This is a genomic window from Halorarum sp. SLYT50, assembly GCF_059821265.1.
Map to the genome: position 1 here is coordinate 2749254 of NZ_CM187555.1, position 23495 is coordinate 2772748.

23 protein-coding genes and 1 tRNA gene are annotated in these 23495 nt (G+C 71.1%); 11 read left to right on the top strand and 13 right to left on the bottom strand.

Annotated features, from left to right (window positions below):
* Positions 1–35: 35 nt before the first annotated feature.
* Positions 36–1910: a S9 family peptidase gene (locus AC6RUA_RS14405; RefSeq protein ID WP_499813690.1), complete on the bottom strand. Its 1875-nt coding sequence runs from the start codon at positions 1908–1910 to the stop codon at positions 36–38.
* A gap of 106 nt (positions 1911–2016) precedes the next feature.
* Here AC6RUA_RS14405 and pdxS point away from each other — a divergent pair, with 106 nt between their 5' ends.
* From pdxS to AC6RUA_RS14425, 4 genes are all read left to right on the top strand, one after another.
* Entirely contained in the window at positions 2017–2922 is a 906-nt protein-coding gene (gene pdxS / locus AC6RUA_RS14410) for a pyridoxal 5'-phosphate synthase lyase subunit PdxS (protein WP_499813691.1), read from the top strand.
* 79 nt (positions 2923–3001) lie between these two features.
* Positions 3002–3283, top strand: a complete 282-nt coding sequence (locus tag AC6RUA_RS14415; RefSeq protein ID WP_499813692.1) for a hypothetical protein — start codon at positions 3002–3004, stop codon at positions 3281–3283.
* Between the two features lie 55 nt (positions 3284–3338).
* A complete protein-coding gene (locus AC6RUA_RS14420; RefSeq protein WP_499813693.1) occupies positions 3339–3923 on the top strand; it encodes a thiol-disulfide oxidoreductase DCC family protein in 585 nt (194 codons plus the stop codon).
* Positions 3904–5337, top strand: coding sequence for an FAD-binding oxidoreductase (locus AC6RUA_RS14425; RefSeq protein ID WP_499813694.1), 1434 nt, complete (start codon positions 3904–3906; stop codon positions 5335–5337). The genes AC6RUA_RS14420 and AC6RUA_RS14425 overlap by 20 nt, the downstream gene beginning before the upstream one ends.
* Positions 5338–5370: 33 nt before the next feature.
* On the opposite strand, the gene AC6RUA_RS14430 is transcribed toward AC6RUA_RS14425, so the two are convergent.
* The 3 genes from AC6RUA_RS14430 to AC6RUA_RS14440 all read right to left on the bottom strand — a co-directional run bounded on the left by AC6RUA_RS14430 (position 5371) and on the right by AC6RUA_RS14440 (position 7037).
* Positions 5371–6252, bottom strand: coding sequence for a homoserine kinase (locus tag AC6RUA_RS14430; RefSeq protein ID WP_499813695.1), 882 nt, complete (start codon positions 6250–6252; stop codon positions 5371–5373).
* Positions 6253–6330: 78 nt separating this feature from the next.
* Entirely contained in the window at positions 6331–6576 is a 246-nt protein-coding gene (locus tag AC6RUA_RS14435) for a DUF8006 family protein (RefSeq protein ID WP_499813696.1), read from the bottom strand.
* Positions 6577–6605: 29 nt separating this feature from the next.
* Complete coding sequence (locus AC6RUA_RS14440; RefSeq protein WP_499813697.1) at positions 6606–7037, bottom strand: DUF7996 family protein; 432 nt, start codon at positions 7035–7037, stop codon at positions 6606–6608.
* 51 nt (positions 7038–7088) lie between these two features.
* On the opposite strand from AC6RUA_RS14440, the gene AC6RUA_RS14445 reads away from it, so the two are divergent.
* Positions 7089–8303: a GNAT family N-acetyltransferase gene (locus tag AC6RUA_RS14445; RefSeq protein WP_499813698.1), complete on the top strand. Its 1215-nt coding sequence runs from the start codon at positions 7089–7091 to the stop codon at positions 8301–8303.
* 247 nt (positions 8304–8550) lie between these two features.
* Here AC6RUA_RS14445 and AC6RUA_RS14450 read toward each other — a convergent pair whose 3' ends face one another.
* Entirely contained in the window at positions 8551–9333 is a 783-nt protein-coding gene (locus tag AC6RUA_RS14450) for an SDR family NAD(P)-dependent oxidoreductase (protein ID WP_499813699.1), read from the bottom strand.
* 165 nt (positions 9334–9498) lie between these two features.
* Here AC6RUA_RS14450 and AC6RUA_RS14455 point away from each other — a divergent pair, with 165 nt between their 5' ends.
* Entirely contained in the window at positions 9499–10872 is a 1374-nt protein-coding gene (locus tag AC6RUA_RS14455; RefSeq protein ID WP_499813700.1) for an adenylosuccinate synthase, read from the top strand.
* A gap of 29 nt (positions 10873–10901) precedes the next feature.
* On the opposite strand, the gene AC6RUA_RS14460 is transcribed toward AC6RUA_RS14455, so the two are convergent.
* A complete protein-coding gene (locus AC6RUA_RS14460; RefSeq protein ID WP_499813701.1) occupies positions 10902–11552 on the bottom strand; it encodes a hypothetical protein in 651 nt (216 codons plus the stop codon).
* A gap of 355 nt (positions 11553–11907) precedes the next feature.
* On the opposite strand from AC6RUA_RS14460, the gene betC reads away from it, so the two are divergent.
* On the top strand, positions 11908–13443 hold the full coding sequence (betC, locus tag AC6RUA_RS14465; RefSeq protein WP_499813702.1) for a choline-sulfatase: 1536 nt from the start codon (positions 11908–11910) through the stop codon (positions 13441–13443).
* Positions 13444–13609: 166 nt separating this feature from the next.
* Here the strand turns inward: betC and AC6RUA_RS14470 are convergent.
* Positions 13610–13683: transfer RNA gene (locus tag AC6RUA_RS14470), tRNA-Ile, on the bottom strand.
* A 61-nt stretch (positions 13684–13744) separates the two neighbouring features.
* Positions 13745–14308 carry an FxsA family protein gene (locus AC6RUA_RS14475; RefSeq protein ID WP_499813703.1) on the bottom strand — a complete coding sequence of 188 codons (564 nt, stop codon included), beginning with the start codon at positions 14306–14308 and terminating at the stop codon, positions 13745–13747.
* Between the two features lie 135 nt (positions 14309–14443).
* On the opposite strand from AC6RUA_RS14475, the gene AC6RUA_RS14480 reads away from it, so the two are divergent.
* Positions 14444–16021, top strand: coding sequence for a DUF255 domain-containing protein (locus AC6RUA_RS14480; RefSeq protein WP_499813704.1), 1578 nt, complete (start codon positions 14444–14446; stop codon positions 16019–16021).
* A gap of 41 nt (positions 16022–16062) precedes the next feature.
* Positions 16063–16869: a TrmB family transcriptional regulator gene (locus tag AC6RUA_RS14485; RefSeq protein WP_499813705.1), complete on the top strand. Its 807-nt coding sequence runs from the start codon at positions 16063–16065 to the stop codon at positions 16867–16869.
* A 50-nt stretch (positions 16870–16919) separates the two neighbouring features.
* Here the strand turns inward: AC6RUA_RS14485 and mptA are convergent, their stop codons facing one another.
* The 4 genes from mptA to AC6RUA_RS14505 form a co-directional block, all read right to left on the bottom strand.
* The gene (gene mptA, locus AC6RUA_RS14490) at positions 16920–17849 is read right to left on the bottom strand and encodes a GTP cyclohydrolase MptA (RefSeq protein ID WP_499813706.1); all 930 of its coding nucleotides are present in this window, start codon (positions 17847–17849) and stop codon (positions 16920–16922) included.
* Between the two features lie 67 nt (positions 17850–17916).
* Positions 17917–18333, bottom strand: coding sequence for a DUF7124 domain-containing protein (locus tag AC6RUA_RS14495; protein WP_499813707.1), 417 nt, complete (start codon positions 18331–18333; stop codon positions 17917–17919).
* Positions 18334–18423: 90 nt separating this feature from the next.
* Positions 18424–18702, bottom strand: a complete 279-nt coding sequence (locus AC6RUA_RS14500; RefSeq protein ID WP_499813708.1) for a hypothetical protein — start codon at positions 18700–18702, stop codon at positions 18424–18426.
* A 273-nt stretch (positions 18703–18975) separates the two neighbouring features.
* Positions 18976–20217 carry an NAD(P)/FAD-dependent oxidoreductase gene (locus AC6RUA_RS14505; RefSeq protein WP_499813709.1) on the bottom strand — a complete coding sequence of 414 codons (1242 nt, stop codon included), beginning with the start codon at positions 20215–20217 and terminating at the stop codon, positions 18976–18978.
* Between the two features lie 130 nt (positions 20218–20347).
* On the opposite strand from AC6RUA_RS14505, the gene AC6RUA_RS14510 reads away from it, so the two are divergent.
* A complete protein-coding gene (locus AC6RUA_RS14510) occupies positions 20348–20944 on the top strand; it encodes a DUF6149 family protein (protein WP_499813710.1) in 597 nt (198 codons plus the stop codon).
* A gap of 67 nt (positions 20945–21011) precedes the next feature.
* On the opposite strand, the gene AC6RUA_RS14515 is transcribed toward AC6RUA_RS14510, so the two are convergent.
* On the bottom strand, positions 21012–22412 hold the full coding sequence (locus AC6RUA_RS14515) for an FAD-binding oxidoreductase (RefSeq protein WP_499813711.1): 1401 nt from the start codon (positions 22410–22412) through the stop codon (positions 21012–21014).
* A 176-nt stretch (positions 22413–22588) separates the two neighbouring features.
* Here AC6RUA_RS14515 and AC6RUA_RS14520 point away from each other — a divergent pair, with 176 nt between their 5' ends.
* Positions 22589–23488, top strand: coding sequence for a helix-turn-helix transcriptional regulator (locus AC6RUA_RS14520; RefSeq protein ID WP_499813712.1), 900 nt, complete (start codon positions 22589–22591; stop codon positions 23486–23488).
* Positions 23489–23495 lie beyond the last annotated feature (7 nt).

Genomic DNA, 23495 nt, shown 5'->3' on the forward strand with positions numbered 1-23495 from the left:
CTCGCCCTCTCCGGGGTGGCGGGTCGCGCGCGCGGTCAGCCCGACGTCCGGTCCGGTTCGTCCGTCGGGTGGGGGGTACTGCTCCCGTCGTCCGGGTTGACGCGGAGGTACTTCGCGAACAGGTCGGCGACCCGGGTGTACGCGTCCACCACGCTCTCCCGGTCGCCGAACCCGTGCGGCTCGCCGTCGTACCGGCGGAACTCGTAGCGCTTCCCGTGTCTCTCTAGCTCGTCACACAGTTGTTCGGACTGGCTGATGGGGACGCGCGCGTCCTCCTCGCCGTGCAGAACGAGCAGCGGGTCGTCGACATCCGCGGCGTGCCGGATGGGGGAGGCGTCGCGGTAGTTCTCCAGGTCGGTCGCCACGTCGCCGAGTTCGCGCTTCATCAACTGCCAGCCGACGTCGTCCGTGTCGTCGAGGAACGTCTCGTAGTCGTAGACGCCGTAGAACGCCGCGCCGGCGCGGAAGCGGTCGGAGGTGCCGAGCGCGTTCACCGTCATCAGCCCGCCGCCCGACCCGCCGTAGATGCCGGCCCGGTCGCCGTCCACCGCGTCGTACGCCGTCGCGGCCGCGTCCGCGGCCGAAATCACGTCCTGCAGGTCGCCGCCGCCCCAGTCGGCGTCGTTCGCCATCCGGAACTCGCGGCCGTACGCGTCGCTCCCGCGGTAGTTCGGGAGGACGACGCAGTACCCCAGCGCGGCGAAGTAGCCCGCGCGGTAGTCGAACCGGAAGCGGTCGAACGAGGTGGGACCGCCGTGCGCCTTCACCAGCACCGGAACCGACTCGTCGTCGGCGTCGTCGCCGGGCGGGTAGACGACCGCCTGCACGTCGCGGTCCTCCGAGCGGTATGTGATGGACTCCGGTTCCGGGACGCGCGCGTCGAACGCGGGCGCGGCGGTGGGCGTCACCTGCTCGCCGTCGCTCGCGTTCCAGACGGCCGGCGGCTCCCGGGGCGCGTCGCGCACGGACACGACGTCGCCGTCGAACCACCGCGGCGCGGTGTGGAAGACGCGCTCGTCGGTCAGTTCCGAGGAGAACCCGTCGCGGTCGACGGTGTGGACGGTCGACGCCGCGTCGCGCGTCACCGTCACCGCGAGCGTCATCCCCGAGGGACTCCACGCGGGGTCGGCCACCTCCGCGCCGTCTTCGGCGTACAGTTCCTCGACCCCTTCGGCCCCTTCGGCGCTCGGGTCGGTCACGTACGCGGCGTCGAACCCGCTCCCGTCGTGGACGAACGCCACCTCCCCGGAGTCGGGGCGGGGCCGGACGTTCTGCACGCGGACGCCCTCCTCGTGGAACACCGTCTCGACGCGTTCGTTCTCCTCCGCTTCCCCACGGTCGACGCGGACCAGCGCCGCCTCGTAGTCGAACAGGTCGCGGTGGCGCGCGCGGGTCGCGTACACCGTTCCGTCGTCGGCGACCGCCGGGTCGCCGTAGAGGTACTCGTCGTCGGCGAGCGCCTCGACCCGGCTCCCGTCGGCCGCCACCACCGCGAGCGACGCCCGCGAGAAGTGGTCCGTCACGACGACCAGTTCCTCCCCGTCGGGGCCGTACGCCAGTCCCAGGTCGGGGTCGTCGTACCCCGTGAGCGCCGTCACCTCGCCGGTGTCGACGTCGACCGTCGAGAGGCTGCCGTCGGCGTCGACGAACGCCACCGCCTCCCCGTCGGGGTGCCAGTCGAGGTACGCGGGGTCGCCCCGTCCGTAGCGCATCGCGGTGATACCCTCGCTCGTCAGTCGGACGTCCCGCTCGCCGTCCCAGAGCCAGAGGTCCGTCTGTCCCTCGCGCGCCTTCGCGTACGCGAGCCGGTCGCCGCCGGGCCCGGGTGCGGCCTGCACGGCCGCGTCCGCGCTGGCCATCGCGGCGAGCAGGTCGTCGTAATCGGTGTCGCGCAGGTCTCGTCGGTACACGGCGGGCGGTGGCGCGGCCCGCGCTTGTAACCCTCGGTCGCGGAAGGTGGCGACGCGTCCCCGCCGGAAGGAGACTCGTTAAGTGCGCCGCGCCGTAAGCGCGAGTATGACCGAGACGGACCTCGAAGACCTCAGGCGGGGGACGGAACTGGTGAAGCGCGGGTTCGCCCAGATGCAGAAGGGCGGCGTCATCATGGACGTGGTGACGCGCGAGCAGGCCCGCATCGCGGAGGACGCCGGCGCGGTCGCGGTGATGTCGCTGGAGGCGGTACCGGCCGACATCCGCAAGCGCGGCGGCGTCGCCCGGATGGCCGACCCCGGAATGCTGGAGGACATCATCGACGAGGTGTCCATCCCGGTGATGGGGAAGTGCCGCATCGGCCACACCGCGGAGGCGCAGATTCTGGAGGCCACCGGCGCCGACATGGTCGACGAGTCGGAGGTGCTCACGACGGCCGACGAGCGCTACCACATCGACAAGCGCGGGTTCACCGCGCCGTTCGTCTGCGGCGCGCGCGACCTCGGCGAGGCGCTCCGCCGCATCGACGAGGGGGCGGCCATGATTCGCACGAAGGGGGAGGCCGGCACGGGCGACGTGAACCAGGCGGTCACCCACCAGCGCGCCATCCAGCGCGCCATCCGACAGCTCTCCGGGATGAACTACGAGGAGCGCGACGAGTGGGCGCGGACGCACGAGGCGCCCCGCGAACTGGTCCACGAGACGGCCGACCTCGGCCGACTCCCGGTCGTCAACTTCGCGGCCGGCGGCATCGCCACGCCCGCGGACGCCGCGCTCATGATGCAACACGGCTGTGACGGCATCTTCGTCGGGTCGGGCATCTTCGGCGCGGAGGACCCCCAGAAGATGGGCGAGGCCATCGTCAGCGCCGTCAACAACTACGACGACCCCGAGACGCTGAAGGAGATCGCCAAGGACATCGGCAAGGGCATGAAGGGGCAGGCGAACGAGACGATGCCCGAAGAGGAGAAGCTCCAGGGCCGCGGCGTCTGAGCGACGGACTCGGACCGTCGACGGAGCCCCGTTCCGCGACCCCCACCGTTATCCGGCGACGGCGTCACGGCTCCCACCGATGAACACGAAACTGCTCGCCGGGAGCGTTCTCTCGGGCCTGAGCCTGCTCGCGGCCGTCGTCAACGGCTGGGCCAGACACCTCTTCTTCACGCAGTACCACGTCGCACGGAGCGCGTCGCTCGAGTGGGGGAGTTTCGACCCCGGGCCGTACGCGTCCGGAACGGCACGGCTGTTCCTCGGGACGCGCCTCCTCCTGTGGGCGCTACTCGCCGTCGGTCTCGGACTCCTCGCGTGGGGGGTGTGGGAGGAGTACGACCGGCGCGGCACCGACGGCTTGTAGGCGACCGTGTCCCCGCCGTCGACTGCCTGATACCTCCGGCGCGCGTCCTCCGGCCGTGAGCGACGACACGGACGACCCGCTCGCGGGGTTCGACACGGGCGAGCACCCCGTGCTCCTGTTCGACGGCGTCTGCGACCTCTGTAACGCGGCCGTGCGGTTCGTCGTCCGGTTCGACGCCGCCGGGACGTTCCGGTTCGCGCCGCTCCAGTCGACCGTGGGACGGCCGCTCCTCGACCGCTACGGTCTCCCGTGCGAGTCGTTCGACTCGTTCGTACTCGTCGAGGACGGTGTGGTCTACGAGAAGTCGACCGCCGCGCTCCGGGCCGTCCGCCTCGACGGTCCGTGGCCGCTGGCGTGCCCGCTCGTCCCCGTGCCGACGCGCCTGCGCGACGCGGCCTACGACGTCGTCGCCGCCAACCGGTACCGAGTGTTCGGTCGGACCGACGAGTGTCAGCTTCCGCCGCGCGCCTCCGCGGACGGTTCGCGGAGCGCTCGCTCGCCGGTTCTCCGTGAACCGACGCGCACACGTGTCAGTTCGTCACACTACTACCTTATCTCTCTATTTATCGTTATATTATGCGACCGTGAGTCCACCACCGACTCACGACCGAGGAGGCAGCATGACCCAAGACACGATTGACGCGCGAGAACCGGATACGACCGCACCGACGGAAGAGGCGCTCGACGCGTTCCGTCAGCAACTGCGGGGACCGGTGTTCACTCCCGGGGATACGGGCTTCGAGGAGGCGACGCGCATCTGGAACGGCATGGTGAGGAAGACGCCCGCGCTCGTCGTTCAGCCGACGGGTACGGCCGACGTCGTGGCGGCCGTGAACTTCGCCCGCGAGCGGGGACTCCTGCTCTCCGTGAAGTGCGGCGGGCACAACATCGCCGGAACGGCTCTGGCGGACGGCGGCCTGACCATCGACATGTCGCGGCTCCGGGGGGTCATCGTCGACCCCGAGGAGCGGACGGCTACCGCCCAGGGCGGGTGTCTCCTCGGCGACTTCGACAGGGAGACGCAGGTCCACGGACTGGCTACGCCGGGCGGGTTCGTCTCCGAAACCGGCCTCGCCGGGTTGACGCTCGGCGGCGGCTTCGGCTACCTGACCCGCCGGTTCGGGTGGACGGTCGACAACCTGCTCGAAGTCGAAATCGTCACCGCCGACGGGCGGGTTCGCCGCGCCAGTCGCGAGGAGAACCCGGACCTGTTCTGGGCCGTCCGCGGCGCCGGCCACAACTTCGGCGTCGTCACGTCGTTCACGTTCCGGGTGCACGAGGTGGGACCGACCGTCTACGGCGGACTCGTCGCGTGGCCGTTCGACCGGGCCGACGAGATTCTCGACGCCTACCGGGAACTCACCGCGACGGCGCCGCGGGAACTGACGGTGTTCCTGCTCATGCGGCGGGCCCCGCCGGCGCCGTTCGTCCCCGAGGAGTGGCACGGCGAGCGCATCTGTCTCATGGTCGTCTGCTACAGCGGCGAGTTGGCCGGCGTCGACGAGGCGCTGGCGCCGATTCGAGCGCTGGAGGGGCCCGTCGTGGACACGCTCGCCGAACAGCCGTACACGCAGATTCAGTCGTCCCTCGACGCGACACAGCCCAAGGGGAACCACTACTACTGGAAGACCGAGTTCGCCGCCGAGTTGAGCGACGGCCTGCTGGCGACGGTGCGCGACCTGGCCGCGGAGAACCCCATCCCGGGCGGGCAACTGGTCTTCGCGCACGTCGGCGGCGCGCTCAACGAACGCGACGAGGACGACGGCGCCGTGGGGAACCGCGACGCCCGGTTCGTCTACGGCGCGGCCGGGATGTGGCAGCCGGACGACGAGGACGGCGCCCGGTACCGCGAGTGGGTCCGCGAGGCGTGGGGCCGGTTCCGGCCGTACTCGACGGGCGGCAACTACGTGAACTTCCAGACCGCGGACGAGAGCGAGGAGCGCATCCGGGCGACGTACGGGGACAACTACGACCGACTGGTGGGGGTGAAGCGGCGGTACGACCCGGGGAACCTGTTCCGCGTGAACCGGAACATCCGCGCGGAGGCGGACTGAGGGGGGAGCAGCCGCCGGCTTGAGGTCCGGGATTCAGGGTCGAAGCAGCGTCGCGCCCTCGCCGACGCCGCTCTGGTACGCCCGCGCTCCTACGCCGGCCCGCTCGAACGCCTCGACCATCGCGCCGGCGACCGCACGCCGCCGGCCGGGCCGGCAGGCGGCGAGCACCGCCGGTCCGGCGCCGCTGACCGTGACGCCCGTCGCGCCGGCCACCAGCGCGTCCTCGCGGACGCCCGCGTATCCCGTGATGAGGTCGGCGCGCGCCGGCGTCACGACGGGGTCGTCCATCCCCTCGCCGACGAGCGTCGGGTTCGACCGACACATGCCGGCGGTGAGCGTCGCGGCGTTGCCCACCGTCTCGACGTGGTCGGCCATCGACAGGCTGTCGGGCACCGCCCCGCGGGCGTCGCGCGTCGAGACGGCTATCTCGGGCAAGCAGACGACCAGCGGGACCTCCGCTCCGATTCGCGTGACGCCGCCGTCGCGGACGATGGTGAACCCCCCGAGCAGCGACGGCGCGACGTTGTCTGCGTGGGCGTCGCCGGAGACGACCGCTTCACCCTCGGCGGCGACCCGGACCAGGTCCTCGCGGCTGCGGCCGCGGTCGTACAGGTCGTTCAGCGCCACCGCCGCGGCCGCCGCGGACGCGGCCGACGAGCCGAGTCCCGAGGAGGGTCGAATCCCCTTGTCGATGCGGACGTGCGCCGGCGCGTCGAGCGCCTCGACCACCGCGCCGACGGTGTTCTTCTCCGGGTCCTCGGGGATGAACTGCGCGCCCGCTCCGGTCACCTCGATGGTCGTCTCGTCCGCCCGCTCGACCGTGACGGTGTCGGCCGGTCGGTCGAGCGCGACGCCGAACGTGTCGAACCCGCTCCCGAGGTTCGCGCTGGTCGCCGGCGCCCGAGCGGTTACCATGGCGCGGTGGTCGGGTGCCACCCGGCAAAAGGGTGGCGTTCGGCGCGACGCGGGCCTCGGCCGGTCGGTGACGCTCGCTCAGTCGGAGACGACGAACACGAGCGGGCCGACGACGACGAGCACGATGCCGAGAAACAGGTAGTGCGTCGGGACGAGCGACTGTGGAGTGAGGAGGAAGATAACGCCGAAGAGGATCGTGTTGAGCGCCAGCACCTTCCGCGAGAGCAACAGCGTCGCGACCGTCGTCAGGATGAACCCGACCAGGAGCGCCTGCCCGACGTTGTAGTTGAGCAGGAAACTGTCGATGACCTGTAGCGGGAGCATTCGTACCCGATGTGGCTCCGGGGTTCGCATTAACGTTCCGTTCTCTCGTCCCGCTCCCGCGCTCGCTCGCTCGCCGGCGCGTCTCGGCTCTCCCCGCCGTCGCGGTCCGTCGTCTCCCCGCAGTCTCCGGGGTTCTCGGGATTCTCGGGGTCCGCAGCGGTCGTCCCGCGTCCGGCGTTCCCCGTCGGCCCCGTGATGTCGAGCGGTCGTATCCACCCGTACCAGACGACGAACACCATCCCCCCGTAGCCGAGGACGAACACGACGCGACCGAGTTCGTTGTACCCGAGCAGGCCGAGTTGCCGGCGGACGACGCCCGTCCCGGCGACGCCGACGAACAGCACGAGCGCGAGCAACAGCGTGTCGCGCGTGAACAGTCCGCCGTCGCTGTCGGTGTCGGTCACGGGCGTCAGTCGGGCGTCCAGCGTCGTGAACCCCTCGGTCCGGTCCCGGGCTGGCACCGTCTCACGTGGACGCGCAACGACTTTCCCCCCGCCGCCGCCACGGGTGGCATGGAGTACCGACGAGTCCCCGACGACCACGAGGACGCGTTCGACCGAATCGTCGCGTACGCGTTCAACCCTCAGAGCGGTCCCGACCCGGACCGGGACGGCCCCGACCACCCCGCCGGACTCCACGGCCGCGGACTGTACGACGTTTCTCCGGACGCGCCACGGGAGTCGCTCGACGCGAGCGACCTCGCGGTGGTCTGCGCCTACTACGACTTCTCCGCGCGAATCCGCGGCGCGTTCCGACCGATGGCGGGCGTCGCCGCCGTCGCCTCGCCGCCCGAGTCGCGCCGCAGGGGCCTCGTCTACGACCTGCTCGGGGGCGTCCACGCCGAACTCCGCGAGGAGGGCGTTCCGTTCGCCGCGCTGTGGCCGTTCGAGTACTCGTTCTACCGGCGTCTGGGCTACGAGCGCGTCAACGACTACGCCCGCATCGACGTCGCCCCTGCCGAACTCGACTCGGCGTGCCCGGCGCCGGCGGGCGAGTTCGTCCGCCTCGACGCGGACGACTGGGAGCGGCTGGACGCGGTTCACGACGCGGCGGCGACCGAGACGCTCGCGCTCGACCGTACCGCGGACTGGTGGCGGTGCCGGGTGTTCCGGTCGTGGGGGACCGACCCGTTCGTCTACGGCTGGGAGCGCGACGGCGACCTGCGGGGCTACCTGGTCTACGCCGTCGAGGAGACCGACGACGGCCGACGGCTCTCGGTCTCGGAGTTCGCGGCGGTCGACCGCGAGGCGCGCGGCCACCTGCTCCGGTTCTGCCGCAACCACGACTCGCAGGTGTCGACGGTTCGGCTGACCGCCCGCGCGGACGAGCGCCTGTTCGACGAACTCGACGACCCCCGTGCGGCCGACACGAGCGTCAGGCCCGGTCCCATGTTCCGGCTGGTCGACGTCCCGGCGGCGCTCGGCGCGCTCGCGTACCCGACGGAGGTCGAGGGGTCGGTCGCGCTCGCCGTCGCGGACGAGACCTGCCCGTGGAACGACGGCCGGTTCCGCCTCTCCGTGGAGGGCGGGACGGCGGCGTGCGCCCCGACCGACGCCGACCCGGACGCGTCGCTCGACGCCGGTGCGTTGGCCAGACTCGTCGCCGGCTCCCACTCCGTCGAGCGACTCGAGGCGCTCGGCCACCTGACGGTCGACGCCGACGGGGCGCGTCGCACCCTCGCGGCCGCGTTTCCCCCGACGAAGACCTTTCTCCGCGAAGGGTTCTGACCCCTCGCTTCTCCGTTTTGAAAACCGGGTCGGAAGGTTATTTTATCATCTCGCCGTTCCGGCGAACGCCACACGATAGTCCGGTGACGCGCGAGGCGCCACGAGTGCCGAGCCAACCGGGACGACCCCCGCTCGGGACGCGGCCGAGGGGTCGAAACGAGGTCACGAACCGTGTCGCCCTCCGTTCTACTCGCCGTCGGTCTCACGAGCGGCGCGACACGCGAACCCGACGGAACCCGACGGGTCGTCAGCAGACGTGCGCCCCGCCGTCGACCCAGACCGTCTCACCGGTGACGTACGACGCGTCGTCGCTCGCCAGGTAGAGGTACGCCCCGGGCAGTTCCGGCGGCGTCGCCGCCCGCAACGGGAGCGACGGCGTCTCCCCCTCCGGTCGGATCTCGGCGGCCTCCTCAGACCACCCCTCGCGTATCTCGGTCGCGACCGGGCCGGGCGCGACGGCGTTCACCCGGACGCCCTCTCCCGCGAGTTCGAGCGCGGCGCTCCGGGTTATCGACCGGACCGCACCCTTGCTCGCGGCGTAGTGGGAGTGGTCCCACGCCGCGCGTCCCTGCGTGCTCGAACTCGTGTTGACGACGACCCCCGGGTCGCCGCGGTCTATCATGTCGTTCGCGGCCGCCTGCGTCCCGAAGAACGCCCCCCGGGCGTTGACGCCGTGGACCTCCGCGAACTCCTCGGGCGTCACCTCCCTGAAGCGACGCTTCGTGTACACGCCCGCGTTGTTCACCATCACGTCGACGCCGCCGAACTCGCGGGCCGCCTCGACCACGTCGGCCACCTGCTCGGGGTCGGAGACGTCGCACTCGGCGTACGACGCCTCGCCGCCCCGTTCGCGGATGGTCTCGTGGGTCGGCGCGTCGGCGTCGGGGTCTTTCGACGCGGCGCGTACGTCCGCGTTGACGACCGTCGCGCCGGCGTCGCCGAACGCCAGAGCGACGGCTCGGCCGATGCCCGAACTGCCGCCGGTGACCACCACCGTCTCGTCGGAGAAGTCGGGGTTGAGCGAACCCATACCCCCCGCACGGACGCCTCACACCTCACGCTTGGCGTGGCGGCGAGACGGACGGGATGGACTCGTCTGGCACCCGTGAGAGGTACACGAACGTGCATATCAAGCACGAGTTAACTGCAGAATATCACCACATATTTGTAGGGCTCGCGCGAACTCGCCGCCCGTATGACCGTCACTATCGTCGGCTCGCAACTGGGCGACGAGGGCAAGGGGGGTGCCGTCGACCTCTGGGGTGGAGGCGCGGACGTGGTCGCCCGCTATCAGGGCGGCGACAACGCCGGCCACACCGTCGTGGCGGGCGGCGAGGAGTACAAGCTCTCGCTGCTCCCGTCCGGCGTCGTCCGCGGCAAGGTGGGCGTCCTCGGCAACGGCTGCGTCGTGAACCCCGAGACGCTGTTCGAGGAACTCGACGCGCTCCGCGAGCGTGGACTCGACCCCGACGTGCGCGTGGCCGAACGCGCGCACGTCATCATGCCGTACCACCGCTTCCTCGACGACGCGGAGGAGGACGCGAGAGCCGAGGACGAGTCGGACCTCGCGGTGGGGACGACCGGCCGCGGTATCGGACCCACCTACGAGGACAAGGCCGGCCGGCGCGGCGTCCGCGTCGGCGACCTGCTCGACCCGGACGCGCTCCGCGACCGGCTAAGGTACGTCGTCCCGCGGAAGCGAGCGGCCGCCGAGGCGACGCTCGACGCCGACCCCGGCGACGCGTTCGACGCTGACGCCCTGTTCGAACGGTACCGCGCGTACGGCCGCCGCCTCGACGAGGAACGCATGACCGTCGACTGCGGCACCTTCCTCCAGCGGCGCATCGACGACGGCGACGAAGTGCTGCTCGAAGGCGCACAGGGGACGCTCATCGACGTCGACCACGGCACCTACCCGTACGTGACGTCCTCGAACCCCACGGCGGGCGGCGCGGCCGTCGGCACCGGACTCGGCCCGACGGTCGTCGGACGGGGAGAGGTGGTCGGCGTCGTGAAGGCGTACCTCACCCGGGTCGGAACCGGTCCGTTCCCGACGGAACTGGGCGGCGTCGAGGGACAGACGCCCGGCTACCGGGGTCCGAACGAGACCGACGAGGAGGAGGAACTCGCGACGTACGTCCGCGACGAGGGCGGCGAGTACGGGACGGTCACGGGGCGGCCGCGCCGCGTCGGCTGGCTGGACCTCCCGATGCTCCGGCACGCGGCGCGCGCGAACGGGTTCACCGGCCTCGTGGTCGGTCACGTCGACGTGCTCGCCGGACTGGAGACGGTGCGGGTGGGCCACGCGTACGAACTCGACGGCGAGGAGACGACGACGGTCCCGCCGACCACCGGCGACTGGGAGCGCTGTTCGGTCGTCTACCGCGAGTTCGACGGCTGGCCCGACGTCGACTGGCGCGCGGTCGTCGACGAGGGGTACGACGCGATTCCGGAGAACGCCCGCGCGTACCTGGAGCACGTCGCCGCCGAACTCGACGCGCCCCTCTACGCCGTGGGCGTCGGACCGGGGCGCGAGGAGACGGTAGTGCTGGCGGACCCGTACGAGTAGGGAGGGTCACGCCGCTCGCGAGGCGGCGGCTACTCCGCCGGTCGGACCGCCGCGAGAACGGAGACGTCCCGCTCGGCTCGCTCCGGCGTCTCGCTCTCGATGCGGTACCCCAGTTCCTCCAGTCGGTCGCGGACGAACGCGGTCGGTGCACCGAGGTAGCCGTGCGATTCCACGAGCAGGACGCGCGGGAGGGGACCGCCGGCGTCGAGAGCCGAGAGTATCTCGCGCTCCGCGCCCTCGCAGTCCAGTTCGAGGACGTCGCAGTTCCGACACCACTCCGGGGAACGCGGCGTTCCGAGACCCCCTCCCCACGCCTCCCGGACCTCGCCGATGACGCCGTGGTGCACCTCCGACCGCGCCGCGTACCCGTTCCCGGCGAGCGTCCGTCGGCAGCACTCGACGCCGGTCTCGGTCGCCTCCACCACCTCGACCGAGCCGGCGCCGGCGTCGAGCGAGACCACCGCGGTCACGCCGGACCCCCCACCCACCACCCGGACCGCGTCGCCGTCCTCGACGTGGGTCCGCAGGGCGGCCCGCATCGCCGATTCGTACTCCGGGTCGTCCCCGAGCGTCCGGTCGAGGACGCTGCCGGCGTACGCGTCCACGCCGCCGAGGCGGACTCGCTTCGGCGGGAGGTGCGGACGGAGCGTGGCGTCGAACACGCGGTTGAGGACCGACATTACGACTCCCTCCTCGCTCTACCCGACGCCGCGTTCCGTACGCGGCGACCGTCTCTGGCGGCGTTCGTCTCCGCTCCGAGGCCGAGGACGGGTTCGGTCGGTCGACCGGCCCGGACGGCGCCTTCGGTCTCTCCCCGGCTTCGGCGATTCCCCGACCCGCTGTCGCCAGTCGACCGTGACATCTCGTGTCTCCTAGCGACTCCACGGTCAAGTACGTCCCGCCCAAATTATCGAACCGACGAATTCGACCGGGAGGGAGACGTTCCCGACTCCGACGCTCGCTCGTGCGGACGCGGGGTCGACGGTCGGGACTACCGGTAGCGTTTTTTCCCGTCTCTCCGCACTCGCACTCCGAATGACCCACTCCGCGTCGCCGCTCGCCGCCGACCGACCGAACGTCCTGTTCGTCGTGACCGACCAGTTGACGCCCCAACTGACGGGCACGTACGGCCACGACGTCGTGGAGACGCCCCACCTCGACCGGGTCGCCGAGCGGGGCGTCCGGTTCGACGCGGCGTACACTCCGTGTCCGATGTGTGCGCCGGCCCGGGCGTCGATGGTGACTGGCCGTCACGTCGCCGAGATCGGCGCCTGGGACAACGCCGCCCCCATCGGTGACGACGAGGTCACCTACGGTCACTACCTCGCCGACGAGGGGTACGACGCGGTCCTCTCGGGGAAGATGCACTTCGTCGGGGCCGACCAGCTCCACGGGTTCGACCGGCGGTTCACCACCGACATCTTCCCCGAGGACTTCCGGTGGACGCCGTACCGCGGACTCGACGAGGAGAGCGCCGTCGGACTGGCGACGTCGGCCACCGGCGGACACGTGACGGAGTACGTCGCGGACGCCGTCGAGGTCGGCGAGTGGAACAAGTACCTCAGTTACGACGAGGAGACGCAGTTCAGGGCGCTGGAGTACCTCCGCGCGAAGGGACGCGAGGCCGACGAGGCGACGGACGCACAGCCGTTCCACCTCACCGTCTCGTACCACCACCCGCACGACCCCTTCTGGCCGCCCGAGGAGTACTGGGAGCGGTACGCGGACGCCCCCGTCGACCTCCCCGAGATTCCGGAGGACGTCGAGGAGACGCGCTCGACGATGGACGAGTGGGTGAACGACTGGCACGAGGTCCACGACCGGCCCGACCTCACCGGCGACGAGAACGTCCGACGCGTCCGGCGCGCGTACTACGGGCTGGTCAGCTACGTCGACGACAAACTGGGGGAACTGCTCGACGCCCTCGAGGAGGCGGGGCTGGCGGACGACACCGTCGTCGTCTTCTGCTCGGACCACGGCGACATGCTCTGTGAGCGCGGGATGGTCCAGAAGCGCTGCTTCTACGAGTGGTCGAGCCGGGTTCCCCTCGTCGCCGCCTTCCCCGACGGGAGCTACGCCGGCGAGACCTGTTCGGTTCCCGTGAGCCTCGTCGACCTCCTACCGACGTTCCTCGACGTCGCCGGCGTCGACGAGGCCGACCGGCTCCCCTTCGACGGGCACAGCCTCTTCGATACGCTGGAGGGCCGGCTCGACGACCGGGTCGTCTTCTCCGAGTTCTACGCCGAGGGGGTCCACGCCCCGTGTTTCATGGCGCGGCGCGGCGACCACAAGTACGTCGACGTCCACGGTCACGACGAGCAACTGTTCGACCTGAGCGATGACCCCGGCGAGTGGAACGACCGCTCGGAGGAGCGACGGGACGTGGTCGAGGACCTGCGCGGGGCGCTCCTCGACCGGTTCGACCCCGAGGAGATCGACGACGCCGTCGACGCGAGCATCCGGCGGCGTGCGCTCGTCTACGAGGCGGCGCAGGAGTCCGGAACCGACTGGGCGCACGACCCGGACTTCGACCCGTCTCGACACCCGCTCGCGCAGTACCTGCCCGACTGACCCGGCGTCGTCTCCCCGGACGGAACCGCTCCGCTCACCGAGACGCACGCGTCGCGTCCGACGGACGGCGATACCCGACCCTGTCGGGGTTCAGAGCAACGAGATTGGATGGCTGGGGAGTGGACCCCACCAATCTCGCTCGGTCGGGGACCGAGCGGATAGGAGGTGGGCCAACGCGGATTTGAACCGCGGACCTCCCGGTTATCAGCCGAGCGCTCAACCTGACTGAGCTATTGGCCCAGGTGAGCGCGTCTCCACGTTGCGGATGCCGTGGGTTAAGCGTTTCCGTTCGGAATCGCCCTCACGTCCTGCGGTCTCGCGACTCGCTGTCGTCGACCGAGTAGTCGTCACCCCCGACGTCCACCACGTCGTCCTCGCCGGTCGTCCCCCCTTCGGAGGACCCGGTCGCGCCGCCCGGACCGCCGGCCGCGTCGGCGTCCGGGCCGGGGAAGCCGCTCGTCCAGACGACGCCGGTTCCCAGCCCGCCGGTCTTGCGGTCGATGTACGGGACGACGACGTACCGCTTGAGCAGTTCCCGGATCGGGTAGCGCGTCGGCGGCACCGCGAGCAGGAACCCCAGCGTGTCGGTCACCAGCCCCGGCGTAAGCAGGAACGCGCCCGCGGCGACGAGCAGTCCCCCGTCGAGCAGTTCGCTCGTCGGGAGTTCGCCCCGCGCCAGCTTCCGCTCCAGGCTGTGGAGGGCGTGGCGACCCTCGGCCCTGACGAGCAGCATCCCGACCAGTCCGGTGAGGACGACGAGCGCGACGGTCTCCACGGCACCGATCTGCCCGGCGACCCACACCAGGAAGGCGGCGTCCGCCAGCGGGATAGCGAGGAGCGCGACGAGGAGGTACCGAGTGCGCATGCCCCGAGGTTCCCGAGGACGGCCTATATCCCTTGCGGGAGGTTCCGGCCGAACCGGTCGTCCGTCGGTATCGGCCGGCGAACGCGGGTGCGGACCGAACGCCGACTTTACCCCCGTCGCGCCCGGACGCGAGGCATGGACGACGAGACCCGCGTCGAGTGGCGCGAGTGGGGACCCGACGCGTTCGCGGCGGCCGAGCGCCGCGGCGCGCCGGTCGTGCTGTTCCTGACGGCGACGTGGTGCGAGGACTGCCACCGGATGGCCGTCGAGACGTTCGGCGACCCGCGCATCGCGGCGAACGTCTCCGACGGGTTCGTCCCGGTCCGGGTGGACGTGGACCGCCACCCCCGCGTCCGCGAGCGGTACAACATGGGCGGGTTCCCCTCCGTCGTCTTCGCGACGCCCTCGGGTGACATCGTCACCGGCGCGACGTACGTCGGTCCGGAGGGGTTCCGCTCCGTGCTCGACCGGGTGCGCGAGACGTGGGACGCGAAGGGGGAGACGGCGGGGCAGGTCCCCCGAGCGCTCTCGGGCGAGGAGACCCCCGCCGGACCGGTCGGACCGCACATCGAGGAGCACCTCGCCGGGCAACTCGACGACCAGTGGGACCCCGAGTTCGCGGGGTGGGGGACGGACGCCAAGTTCCCGATGCCCCGCACCGTGGAGTTCGCGCTGAAGCGCGACCGGGAGAAGGCGACCCGGACGCTCGACGCCGTCGCGCGGAACCTCGCGGACGACGACGGCGGGCTGTTCCGCTACGCCGGCGCGCGCGACTGGGGTGACCCGCACCGCGAGAAACTGCTGGCTGACAACGCCGCGCTGGTGCGCGCGTTCGCCAACGCCTACCTCTACACCGGCGACGAGTCGTACCGCGAGACGGCCGCCGCCGCCGTCGCCTTCCTCCGCGAGCGCCTCTGGTCCGGCGTCGCGTTCGGGGGGAGCGTCGACCCCGACGGCGACAGACGCGACCTCACGGCGTACGCCGGCGACAACGCGCTCGCGGCGGACGCGCTGGTGACGCTGTACGCGTACACCGACGACGAGTCGGCGCGCGACGCCGCCGAGCGCGTGCTGTCGTACCTCGGGGACGAACTCGTGGACGAGGAGGGACGGGTCGTCCGCTACCGCGAGCGCGACGAGAGGGGGGAGGCGGACGTGCTCTCGGACGCCGCCCGGACGGCCGGGGCGTTCGCGCGCGCCGAGACGGTGCTCGGCGACGGACTCGACCGGGCGACCGCCGTCGCGGACCGCGCGCTCGCCGTCCTCGGCGACCGGGCGGCGTTCCGCGACGGTCCCGCCGCCGGCCCGGGTCTGCTCGACGACCCCCTGTACCCCATCGACGGCACCGTGGAGTTCGCCGACGCGCTGTGCGACCTCGCGGCGCTGACCGGCGAGGAGCGGTACCGGGACCGGGCACGGGAGGCCGTCGGCGCGTTCGCGGACGCGACCGAGCGGATGGGCGTGCAGGTGGCGGGGTACGGCGGCGTCGCCGCCCGCCTGACGCGCGACCCGCTCGTCGTCGACGTGGGCGCGCCCCCCGGCTCCGACCTCCACCGGGCGGCCCTGCGAGTCGCCGACCACGAGAAGGTGGTCGTCCCGAACAGCGACCGCACCCCCGACGGGACGGCGACGCTCCGCGGGCGCGGACTCGACCCCGCGTCGTCGCCCGACGCGCTGATGGCGCGCGTCTCGGCGACCGGCGAGCAACAATAAACTGCCGGTTAGTTTTTGCCGCTGCCCCCGGTGTGGTCGGTATGGCAGACTTACGCGACCTCGGGCTGTCGGAGTACGAGTCCCGTGCGTACCGGGCGCTGCTCGACGCGGGTCCGGCAACCGCGAAGGAGTTGTCCGAGTCGAGCGGCGTCCCGATGGGTCGCGTGTACGACGTCCTCAACAGTCTGGAGCGGCACCGCCTCGCGCGCAGTCAGGCGGCGAGCCGACCCAAGAAGTACCTCGCCGTCGAACCGGACGCGGCGCTCGACCGGCTGCTGGCCGACAAGAAGCGGGAACTGAGCGAGAAGGCCGACCAGTACGAGCGCGTGGTCGAGGAGCTGTCGGCCGAACTGGAGGCGGGCGAACCGGTGAACGAGCAGTTCTGGACGGTCGCAGTCGGGCCGGAGGAGACGGCGGACCTCCTCCTCGAACGGCTGGCGGCGGCCACCGAGCGGGTCGTCATGATCGCCGCGCCGCCCGCCTCTGGGCTCGACATCGGCGCGGTCGGCGAGCGGGTGGCGGCGGAACTCGACGCGGCGCTCGACCGCGGCGTGGAGGTGGCGGTGCTGCTCTCCGAGGACCTCCCGGCGTCGCTGCCCGAGAGCGTCGGCGAGCGGTACGCCGACCGGATGGCGAACCACCCCGACTTCGAGGTGCGGACGGCCGCGAAGGTCCGCGGGACCTTCACGCTCGTCGACGACGCGGAGGTGTGCATGGAGGTGCCGAGCCCGGTCGACCCGGGCGAGTCGTTCGCGATGATCGACCTCAAGGACCCCGAGTTCGCCGCCGACGCCCGCGAGGCGTTCCGCAGGCGGTGGGGGGAGTCGGAGCCGCTCTCGTTCGAGTGACGGAGCCGCTCCGTCGTCGCCGGCGCTCTCGCGGTCCGAGGGGTACCGCGCTACTCCCCGTTCAGTTCGCGCCGGAGGCGACCGAGCCGCACGTCGCGCTCGGCGTGGGCGTTGTGCTGGTGGATGGACTCGTCGTTTGACTGTTTCATCCGGACGACCACGTCGTCGTCGAGGTGGTCGAACGACTCGACGACGTCCTCGGCCATCGTCCGCACGCAGTCCTCGACGAACTTGGCGTTCGAGTGGGCCTCGTGCGTCATGTGGTCCTCGTCGGGCCGCTTCGCGTAGTTGTAGATGCGCGCGCTCATCGCGTCGCGAGCCACGTCGATGACGTCGAGCAGGTCGACCTCCGGCGCCCCGTCGTCGGTGAACGTGAGCGTCGCGTGCCCGCGCTGGGAGTGGCCCGGCTGGGGCACCTCGTCGAGGAACGCCTCGACGGTCTCGTCCTCCACGCCGAGGTCGGCGAGCGTGTCGCGTGCCCGGGACTCCGACATCCTCTGCGAGCAGGGGCAGACGGTCATTCCCGTCACCTCGGCCCCGATCTCCTCGCGGGTGCCCTCGTCGGTGGCGACGGCGCCGGCGATGACCGTCGCCGCGTTCTGGGTCTCGTGACCCGACGCCGGCGTCTCCTCGCGGCGGACGAACTCCGCGGTCATGCGCACCTCCGCCATCGAAGTGTAGTCGTGCTTCTCCAGCAGGCGGTCGGCGGCGTCACCACAGACGTCCTCGACGCGGTACGCCTCCTCGCGGACGGCGGCCTCGAGCACCTCGTCGATGACCTCCATGTTCCGGCTCATGTCGATTCCCTTCCGCCCGCTCGGGAGGTCGACGAAGACGGAGAACTCGGCCATGAACACCCAGGGCCGACCCTCGCCGCGGTCGACCTTCACGAGTTTCTCGACCCCGGTCACCCCGACCTGGCTCAACCCGACCGTCACGTCCGGGCGGCTCGCCTGCACGTCCGGCAGCTGGTGACTCATCTGCTGAAAGGTTACACGTCGAGGACCGGATTAGTGCTTTCGAAACCCGAGGGACTGGCCGTCCGGTTCAGGGCCAGTCGTCGCGGGTCTCGCCGTCGAACGGGTCGGTCGCCTCACGTTCGTCGCCGAGGTCCCAGCCGGCCGCCTCGGCCGCCGCCTCGACCGGGAGGAACTCCCAGCCGGCCGCCTCGGCGACCGCGCGGTCCTCGTCGCTCGTCCCGACGAACACGTGCCGCTCCGTGTCGAACTGTCGTTTCACGTTCTCCAGCGACTCCGTCACGCCGCGTGGCCCGGAGAAGAAGTCCTGTCGGACGCGGTGTTTCCGAGTGAAGTTCGTGACGACGTACGTCGGCTTCTCGGAGACGACGCCCACGTACTCCGTCCACCTCCGGACGTCGTTGAACACCGCGTTCGGGTCGGCCAGCGCCTTCAGAGCCTCCAACTCGAACGCGAGCGTCATGTCGGTTGAACCGCCGCCATCCATACTACTCGGTGGGTCGGAGCCGCCGAAAACGGTGTCGGTTGTCGGTGCGCTCTCCCGGCCGTCTCAGCGCTCCGGGTCTCCCGTCGCGTGTCAGTCGGCCGGACCGGTGTCGACCGTACGGTCCGCGGCCTCCACCGGCTCCTCGGCGACCGCTCCGCCCCGTCGCTCCGCGCGAACCACTTCCAGATACGATGTGAACACGACCACGTCCCCCGGTTCCACTCCCGCCGCCCGCTCACGTCCACCGTCGGCCATCGAGACGAACGAGTCGAACGTCTCCGCGGGCAGTTGGTCGACGTGTCGGACCTCCGTATCGTCCGGCACCGTCTCGATGGGGCGCACCGTGAGTCGGGGGCCGTGGTGTGTCACGAGTTACCATACAACACGGTCGGGCTTAATTCTTTCTATATTGTATTATCGTCTGGAAGGAATTCGTACTCGTGGAGTCAGACGCGAAGGCCGGGACCTCGTCCCCTGGCCGCCCCGGGGCCGCTCCGGCGTGGTCGACCGGGCCGCGTCGCCGTTCGAACTCGGTCGACGGTACCGTACCCGGTGGGGAGGGAGGACCGAACGAGGACGATACCGGTGCGAGCGCCGACGCGAGGAGACGCGAGAAGACGGGGTTCGGGCCGTTCGACGACGCTACTCCGCGGCCGCTTCCTGTTCTAGGTCCTCGACGGAGAACTCCTCGCTCATCAGGACGTCCTTCTGCCCGCTCACGTCGACCTGTTCGCGCATGAGCTTCTTGTATCCGGACTGGGGAGCGAGGTTGCCGATGAGGACGCCGCCGACGATCTTGCCGTCCTTCAGCGCGAGACGGCGCCACTCGTCGTCGCCGAACTTCTTCATCACCTCGTCGTCGCCGAGCGTCGGGTGACCGAACGAGAGGAACGGGAAGTCGAAGTGCGTGATGGAGTACGAGGAGACCCAGCGGAACTCCTCGGAGCCGTACTCCAGCATGTTCCGCGCGGCGACGGTGCCCTGTTCCTTGGCGGACCCCCACGCGCCGTTCTGCGCCATCCCCCCGAGGATGACGTCGTGGAACCGGGTGATGTCGCCCGCCGCGAACACGTCGTCCGCGGTCGTTCGCATGTACTCGTCGACGACGATTCCGTCGTCCGTCTCGACGTCGGTGTCTTCGACGATTTCGGTGTTGAGGTTCAGCCCGATGGCGACGCCCGCGAAGTCGCACTCGTAGCGGTCCCCGTTCGGGTCGACCGCCGCGGTCACGTGGCCGTCGTCGTCGGTCTCGAAGTGGTCCACGCCCGAGTCGAACACCGGTTCGACCCCCCGCTCGCGCATGGCCTCGTGCATGAGTTCCCCGCCCTCCTCCGAGAGCGCGTAGCGCCACCAGCGGTTCCCCCGCATCAGGTACTTCCCCTCGACCTCCTGTGCGCCGCAGATGGCCGCGAAGTCGATGCCCAGAAGCCCGGCGCCGACGATGACGGCCTTCTCCGCGTCGTCTGCGGACTCGCGGATGGCGCGTGCGTCCTGGAAGGTCCAGAAGTGGTGGACCCCCTCGGCGTCGGAGTTCTCGACGGGCAGTTGCTGGGGCGTCCCCCCGATGGCGAGGAGGAGTTTGTCGTAGTCGTACACGTCGCCCTCGTGCGTCTCGACCTCGTGGGCGTCCGTGCGGATGTCGACCACGAGCGTGTTGAGTTCGAGGTCGATGTCCCGCTCCTCGTACCACGACTCGTCGTGGATGGAGATGGGCGCCTCGGGGAGTTTCCCCTTCGCGAACTCCTTGATGAGGATGCGGTTGTAGAGGGATTCGCCCTCGTCGGTGATGACGCTGATGTCGGCGTCGGGGGCCTCCTCGCGGAGGGTTTCGGCGGCGGAACTACCCGCGATTCCGTCGCCGATGATGACGAACGACTCGCTCATGCCAGGGCGTTCGGATTGGGGGTTAATGTGGGTTGCTATCCGAGTATCACTTCGATCACCTCCCCGCCGACGCCGTCGGGCGATTCGGGCAACCCATCGCTTATCCCCGCCCGTCTCTAACCCGCGTACGATGAAGCTCCGGCAGAACCCGCGACACTGGGCCGCGAAGAAGGCGCTCACGACGCCCGGCGTCGGCAGCGTCGCCACGTTCGGGCTGGCGAAACTCCACACGCGCATCTTCCTCGAGAAGGCCGACGAGCCCCGCCGCGAGGAGCGCCGCGCACACCTCGACGACTTCTTCGCGGCGACGATGGACGCGTACGTCGCCGCCCTCGACGCCGACTTCTCCGAGGCCGAGGCCCGCGAGATAACCCACGCGCAGGCCAACTTCGACTTCTTCACCCACGGCTGGGCGGAGATGCTGGAGGTGCCGCCGGACGAACTGGAGGACCACTACGAGCGCTACGGCGAGTTCTTCCGGGAGCACGGCGTCACCATCGACGACCCACTCGGCGAGTTCCGTCCGGCGGACGGCGTCGCGGACGCGCCCGCCACCCCCGAACGGATGGCCGACGGCGCGTTCGAGAACGCCGTCGCGGGATTCTCCGACGACGTGTACGTCGAGGACGACGCCGGCGAGGTGTCAGTCGGCGGCGGCGAGGAACCCGCCGACGTGAGCGTGCGCGACGCGCCCGGCGTGACCGACGACGAGGCGAACGCCGACTGACCGCGCGCCCGGTCCGGAATCGGGTCGACCCCGTCCCGGGCCGCCGCGACGACGCGCGACCCGCCTGTCACGCCGAGGGGACGACGTTCTGGTTCAGCCGGAACAGGTTCGTCGGGTCGTACTCGTCCTTCAGTGCGACCAGCCGCTCGTAGGCGGGACCGAACGTCGTCCGCATCGTCTCCTCGCCGCCCTCGTGGAACCCGGGGAAGTTGAGGTACACCGACCCGTCGGAGAACCGGCGCATGTCGTCGAGGCAGTCGCGCACCCACGCGACGTTGGTCTCGTCGGCGTCGGGGTCCTCCCAGTTCGCCTCGACGCCGAGGAGGAACGGGGCGCGTCGGCCGGCGAACGCGCTCTCGTCCGCGCCGACGTCTGCGATCGCGCCGCCCATCTGCCAGACGTCGACCGTCGACAGCGGCGAGGGGGCGGCGTCCGCCCAGCGGCCGATTCGGTCGACGGCCGCGTCGGGGAGACCGTCGAGGTACAGCGACTTCCAGTAGTAGCGCATCCCGTCGGGGTAGTCCTCGTCGAGGAATCGCTGGAACTCCGCGTACGGCACCGTCCCGCTGACGTCCGCGAGCGGGTCCGCGAACTCGCGGAGCGGCGCGAGCGCCCGCGCTCCCTCGTCGGTCGGACCCGCGTAGCAGCCCACGAACGCTATCTTCTCCTCCGCGACGACGGCCGGACCGAACAGGTCCTCGTCGGGTATCGTCCCGGCGAACGCCAGCGTGCTCACCTCGTCGGGAGCGGACGCGGCGAACTCGCGGTACGCGCGCAGGCACGCCGACAGGTCGTCGCCGCGGTAGAAGACGAGCGACGTCGCCACCCCCGGTCCGACCGGGTGGAGGTCGAACTCGAAGGCGGTGACGACGCCGAAGTTGCCGCCGCCGCCCTTGAGGCCCCAGAACAGGTCGGAGTTCTCCTCGGCGCTGGCGGTCAGGAACGCCCCGTCGGCGGTGACGAGTTCGACCGACCGGAGGTTGTCACAGCTCAGGCCGTGTGCGCGCCGGAGGTGGCCGATGCCGCCGCCGAGCGTCAGCCCGGCGACGCCGGTGTCCGAGACGACGCCGCCGGGCGTCGCCAGCCCGAACGCCTGGGTCTCGTGGTCCACGTCCGCCCACGTCGAGCCGGCCTCCACCCACGCGGTTCGCGCGTCCGGGTCGACCCGGACGCTCGTCGTCTCCGAGAGGTCGACGACGACGCCGTCGTCGCAGACGGCGCTCCCGGAGACGTTGTGGCCGCCGCCCCTGACCGACACGGGAAGGTCGGCGTCGCGGACGAAGTTCACCGCGCGGACGACGTCGGCGACGCCGGCACAGCGGACGACGACCGCCGGACGTCTGTCTATCATCCCGTTCCAGACCGCCCGGGCGTCGTCGTACCCGTCGTCGCCGGGTTCGAACACGTCGCCGCGCACGCCCGCCGCGAACTCCCGCACTCGTCGGCCGCTGACTGACGGTGTCGACATGTCGGGGTCGAGGGCGGCCGGCGGAATAGCCTCACCCGTCGCCGCCGGTTTCGCGGCGCGAGACGCGTTTCGCGGCGCGAGACGGCTCACTGCCCGTGGGCGGTGGGATACCAGTTGCGGTCCGCTCGGGGTACGGTTACTACTCCGGACCGCCCATCTCACTCCCGTGAGCGTCGATGACCGACCACGACACCGACGGCGAGCGCCCGGCCGGGTCCCCGGTCGGGGCGGCCGTCATCGAGAACGCGCGGAACCGCCGGTACCTCGGCCGCCGGCTGGCGAGGGCGGGCGACCGGGTCGACGGTGACCTGCTCGGCGACATCGTCCGACACGGCCCCGCCCTGGAGGCGCTGCTGGACGGCCCGCTCGACAGGCGCGAACTCGAGGAGCGCCTCGACGTCTCGAAGGCGACGAGCCACCGGTTCACCCGCTGGCTCGACGAGCGAGGGTTCGCCGAGAAGGCCGACGGCCGGTTCCGACTGACCGGCCGCGGGGAGGCCGTCGCGGAGGAACTGCTCCGGTTCGAGGCGAACGTCCGGACCGCCCACCGGCTCGCCCCCCTCTTGGACGCCGTCTGCGAGGACCACCAGGAGTTCGTCGTCGAACCGTTCGTGGACGCGACGGTGACCGTGGCGGACCCGACCGACCCGTACGCTCCCGTCGAGCGGTTCCTGGCGCTCGCGGACGGGTCGACGACGTTCCGGGGGTTCAACACCACCCACATGGCGCCGCTGGCGCTCGGCGGGTTCCACCGTCGAGTGTTCGACCGGACCGAGACGGAGCTGATATTCCTCCCGACCATCGCGGAGGCCCTGTTCGAGGCGTACCCCCAGCGCGCGCGGGACGCGGTGGCTGCCGGCCACCTGACCCTTCGCACCCGGGAGGACCTCCCGTACGGGCTGGCGCTCTTCGACGAGCACGTCGGTATCGGCGGCTACGACGAGGAGACGGGGCTGCTGGAGGTGTTCGTCGACACCGAGTCGCCCATCGCCCGCGAGTGGGCCGACCGGGTGTACGCGTCGGTCAGGACGGACTCGGAGCCGCTCGACTCGCCCGCCACGTCGTCCGAGGAGTGACGCCGCG

Bases quoted from the DNA above. Each gene is read 5' to 3' on its own strand.
- pdxS (WP_499813691.1), top strand. From the start codon at position 2,017: ATGACCGAGACGGACCTCGAAGACCTCAGGCGGGGGACGGAACTGGTG.
- AC6RUA_RS14415 (WP_499813692.1), top strand. From the start codon at position 3,002: ATGAACACGAAACTGCTCGCCGGGAGCGTTCTCTCGGGCCTGAGCCTG.
- AC6RUA_RS14425 (WP_499813694.1), top strand. From the start codon at position 3,904: ATGACCCAAGACACGATTGACGCGCGAGAACCGGATACGACCGCACCG.
- AC6RUA_RS14430 (WP_499813695.1), bottom strand. From the start codon at position 6,252: ATGGTAACCGCTCGGGCGCCGGCGACCAGCGCGAACCTCGGGAGCGGG.
- AC6RUA_RS14435 (WP_499813696.1), bottom strand. From the start codon at position 6,576: ATGCTCCCGCTACAGGTCATCGACAGTTTCCTGCTCAACTACAACGTC.
- AC6RUA_RS14445 (WP_499813698.1), top strand. From the start codon at position 7,089: ATGGAGTACCGACGAGTCCCCGACGACCACGAGGACGCGTTCGACCGA.
- AC6RUA_RS14450 (WP_499813699.1), bottom strand. From the start codon at position 9,333: ATGGGTTCGCTCAACCCCGACTTCTCCGACGAGACGGTGGTGGTCACC.
- AC6RUA_RS14455 (WP_499813700.1), top strand. From the start codon at position 9,499: ATGACCGTCACTATCGTCGGCTCGCAACTGGGCGACGAGGGCAAGGGG.
- AC6RUA_RS14460 (WP_499813701.1), bottom strand. From the start codon at position 11,552: ATGTCGGTCCTCAACCGCGTGTTCGACGCCACGCTCCGTCCGCACCTC.
- betC (WP_499813702.1), top strand. From the start codon at position 11,908: ATGACCCACTCCGCGTCGCCGCTCGCCGCCGACCGACCGAACGTCCTG.
- AC6RUA_RS14475 (WP_499813703.1), bottom strand. From the start codon at position 14,308: ATGCGCACTCGGTACCTCCTCGTCGCGCTCCTCGCTATCCCGCTGGCG.
- AC6RUA_RS14480 (WP_499813704.1), top strand. From the start codon at position 14,444: ATGGACGACGAGACCCGCGTCGAGTGGCGCGAGTGGGGACCCGACGCG.
- AC6RUA_RS14485 (WP_499813705.1), top strand. From the start codon at position 16,063: ATGGCAGACTTACGCGACCTCGGGCTGTCGGAGTACGAGTCCCGTGCG.
- mptA (WP_499813706.1), bottom strand. From the start codon at position 17,849: ATGAGTCACCAGCTGCCGGACGTGCAGGCGAGCCGCCCGGACGTGACG.
- AC6RUA_RS14495 (WP_499813707.1), bottom strand. From the start codon at position 18,333: ATGGATGGCGGCGGTTCAACCGACATGACGCTCGCGTTCGAGTTGGAG.
- AC6RUA_RS14505 (WP_499813709.1), bottom strand. From the start codon at position 20,217: ATGAGCGAGTCGTTCGTCATCATCGGCGACGGAATCGCGGGTAGTTCC.
- AC6RUA_RS14510 (WP_499813710.1), top strand. From the start codon at position 20,348: ATGAAGCTCCGGCAGAACCCGCGACACTGGGCCGCGAAGAAGGCGCTC.
- AC6RUA_RS14515 (WP_499813711.1), bottom strand. From the start codon at position 22,412: ATGTCGACACCGTCAGTCAGCGGCCGACGAGTGCGGGAGTTCGCGGCG.
- AC6RUA_RS14520 (WP_499813712.1), top strand. From the start codon at position 22,589: ATGACCGACCACGACACCGACGGCGAGCGCCCGGCCGGGTCCCCGGTC.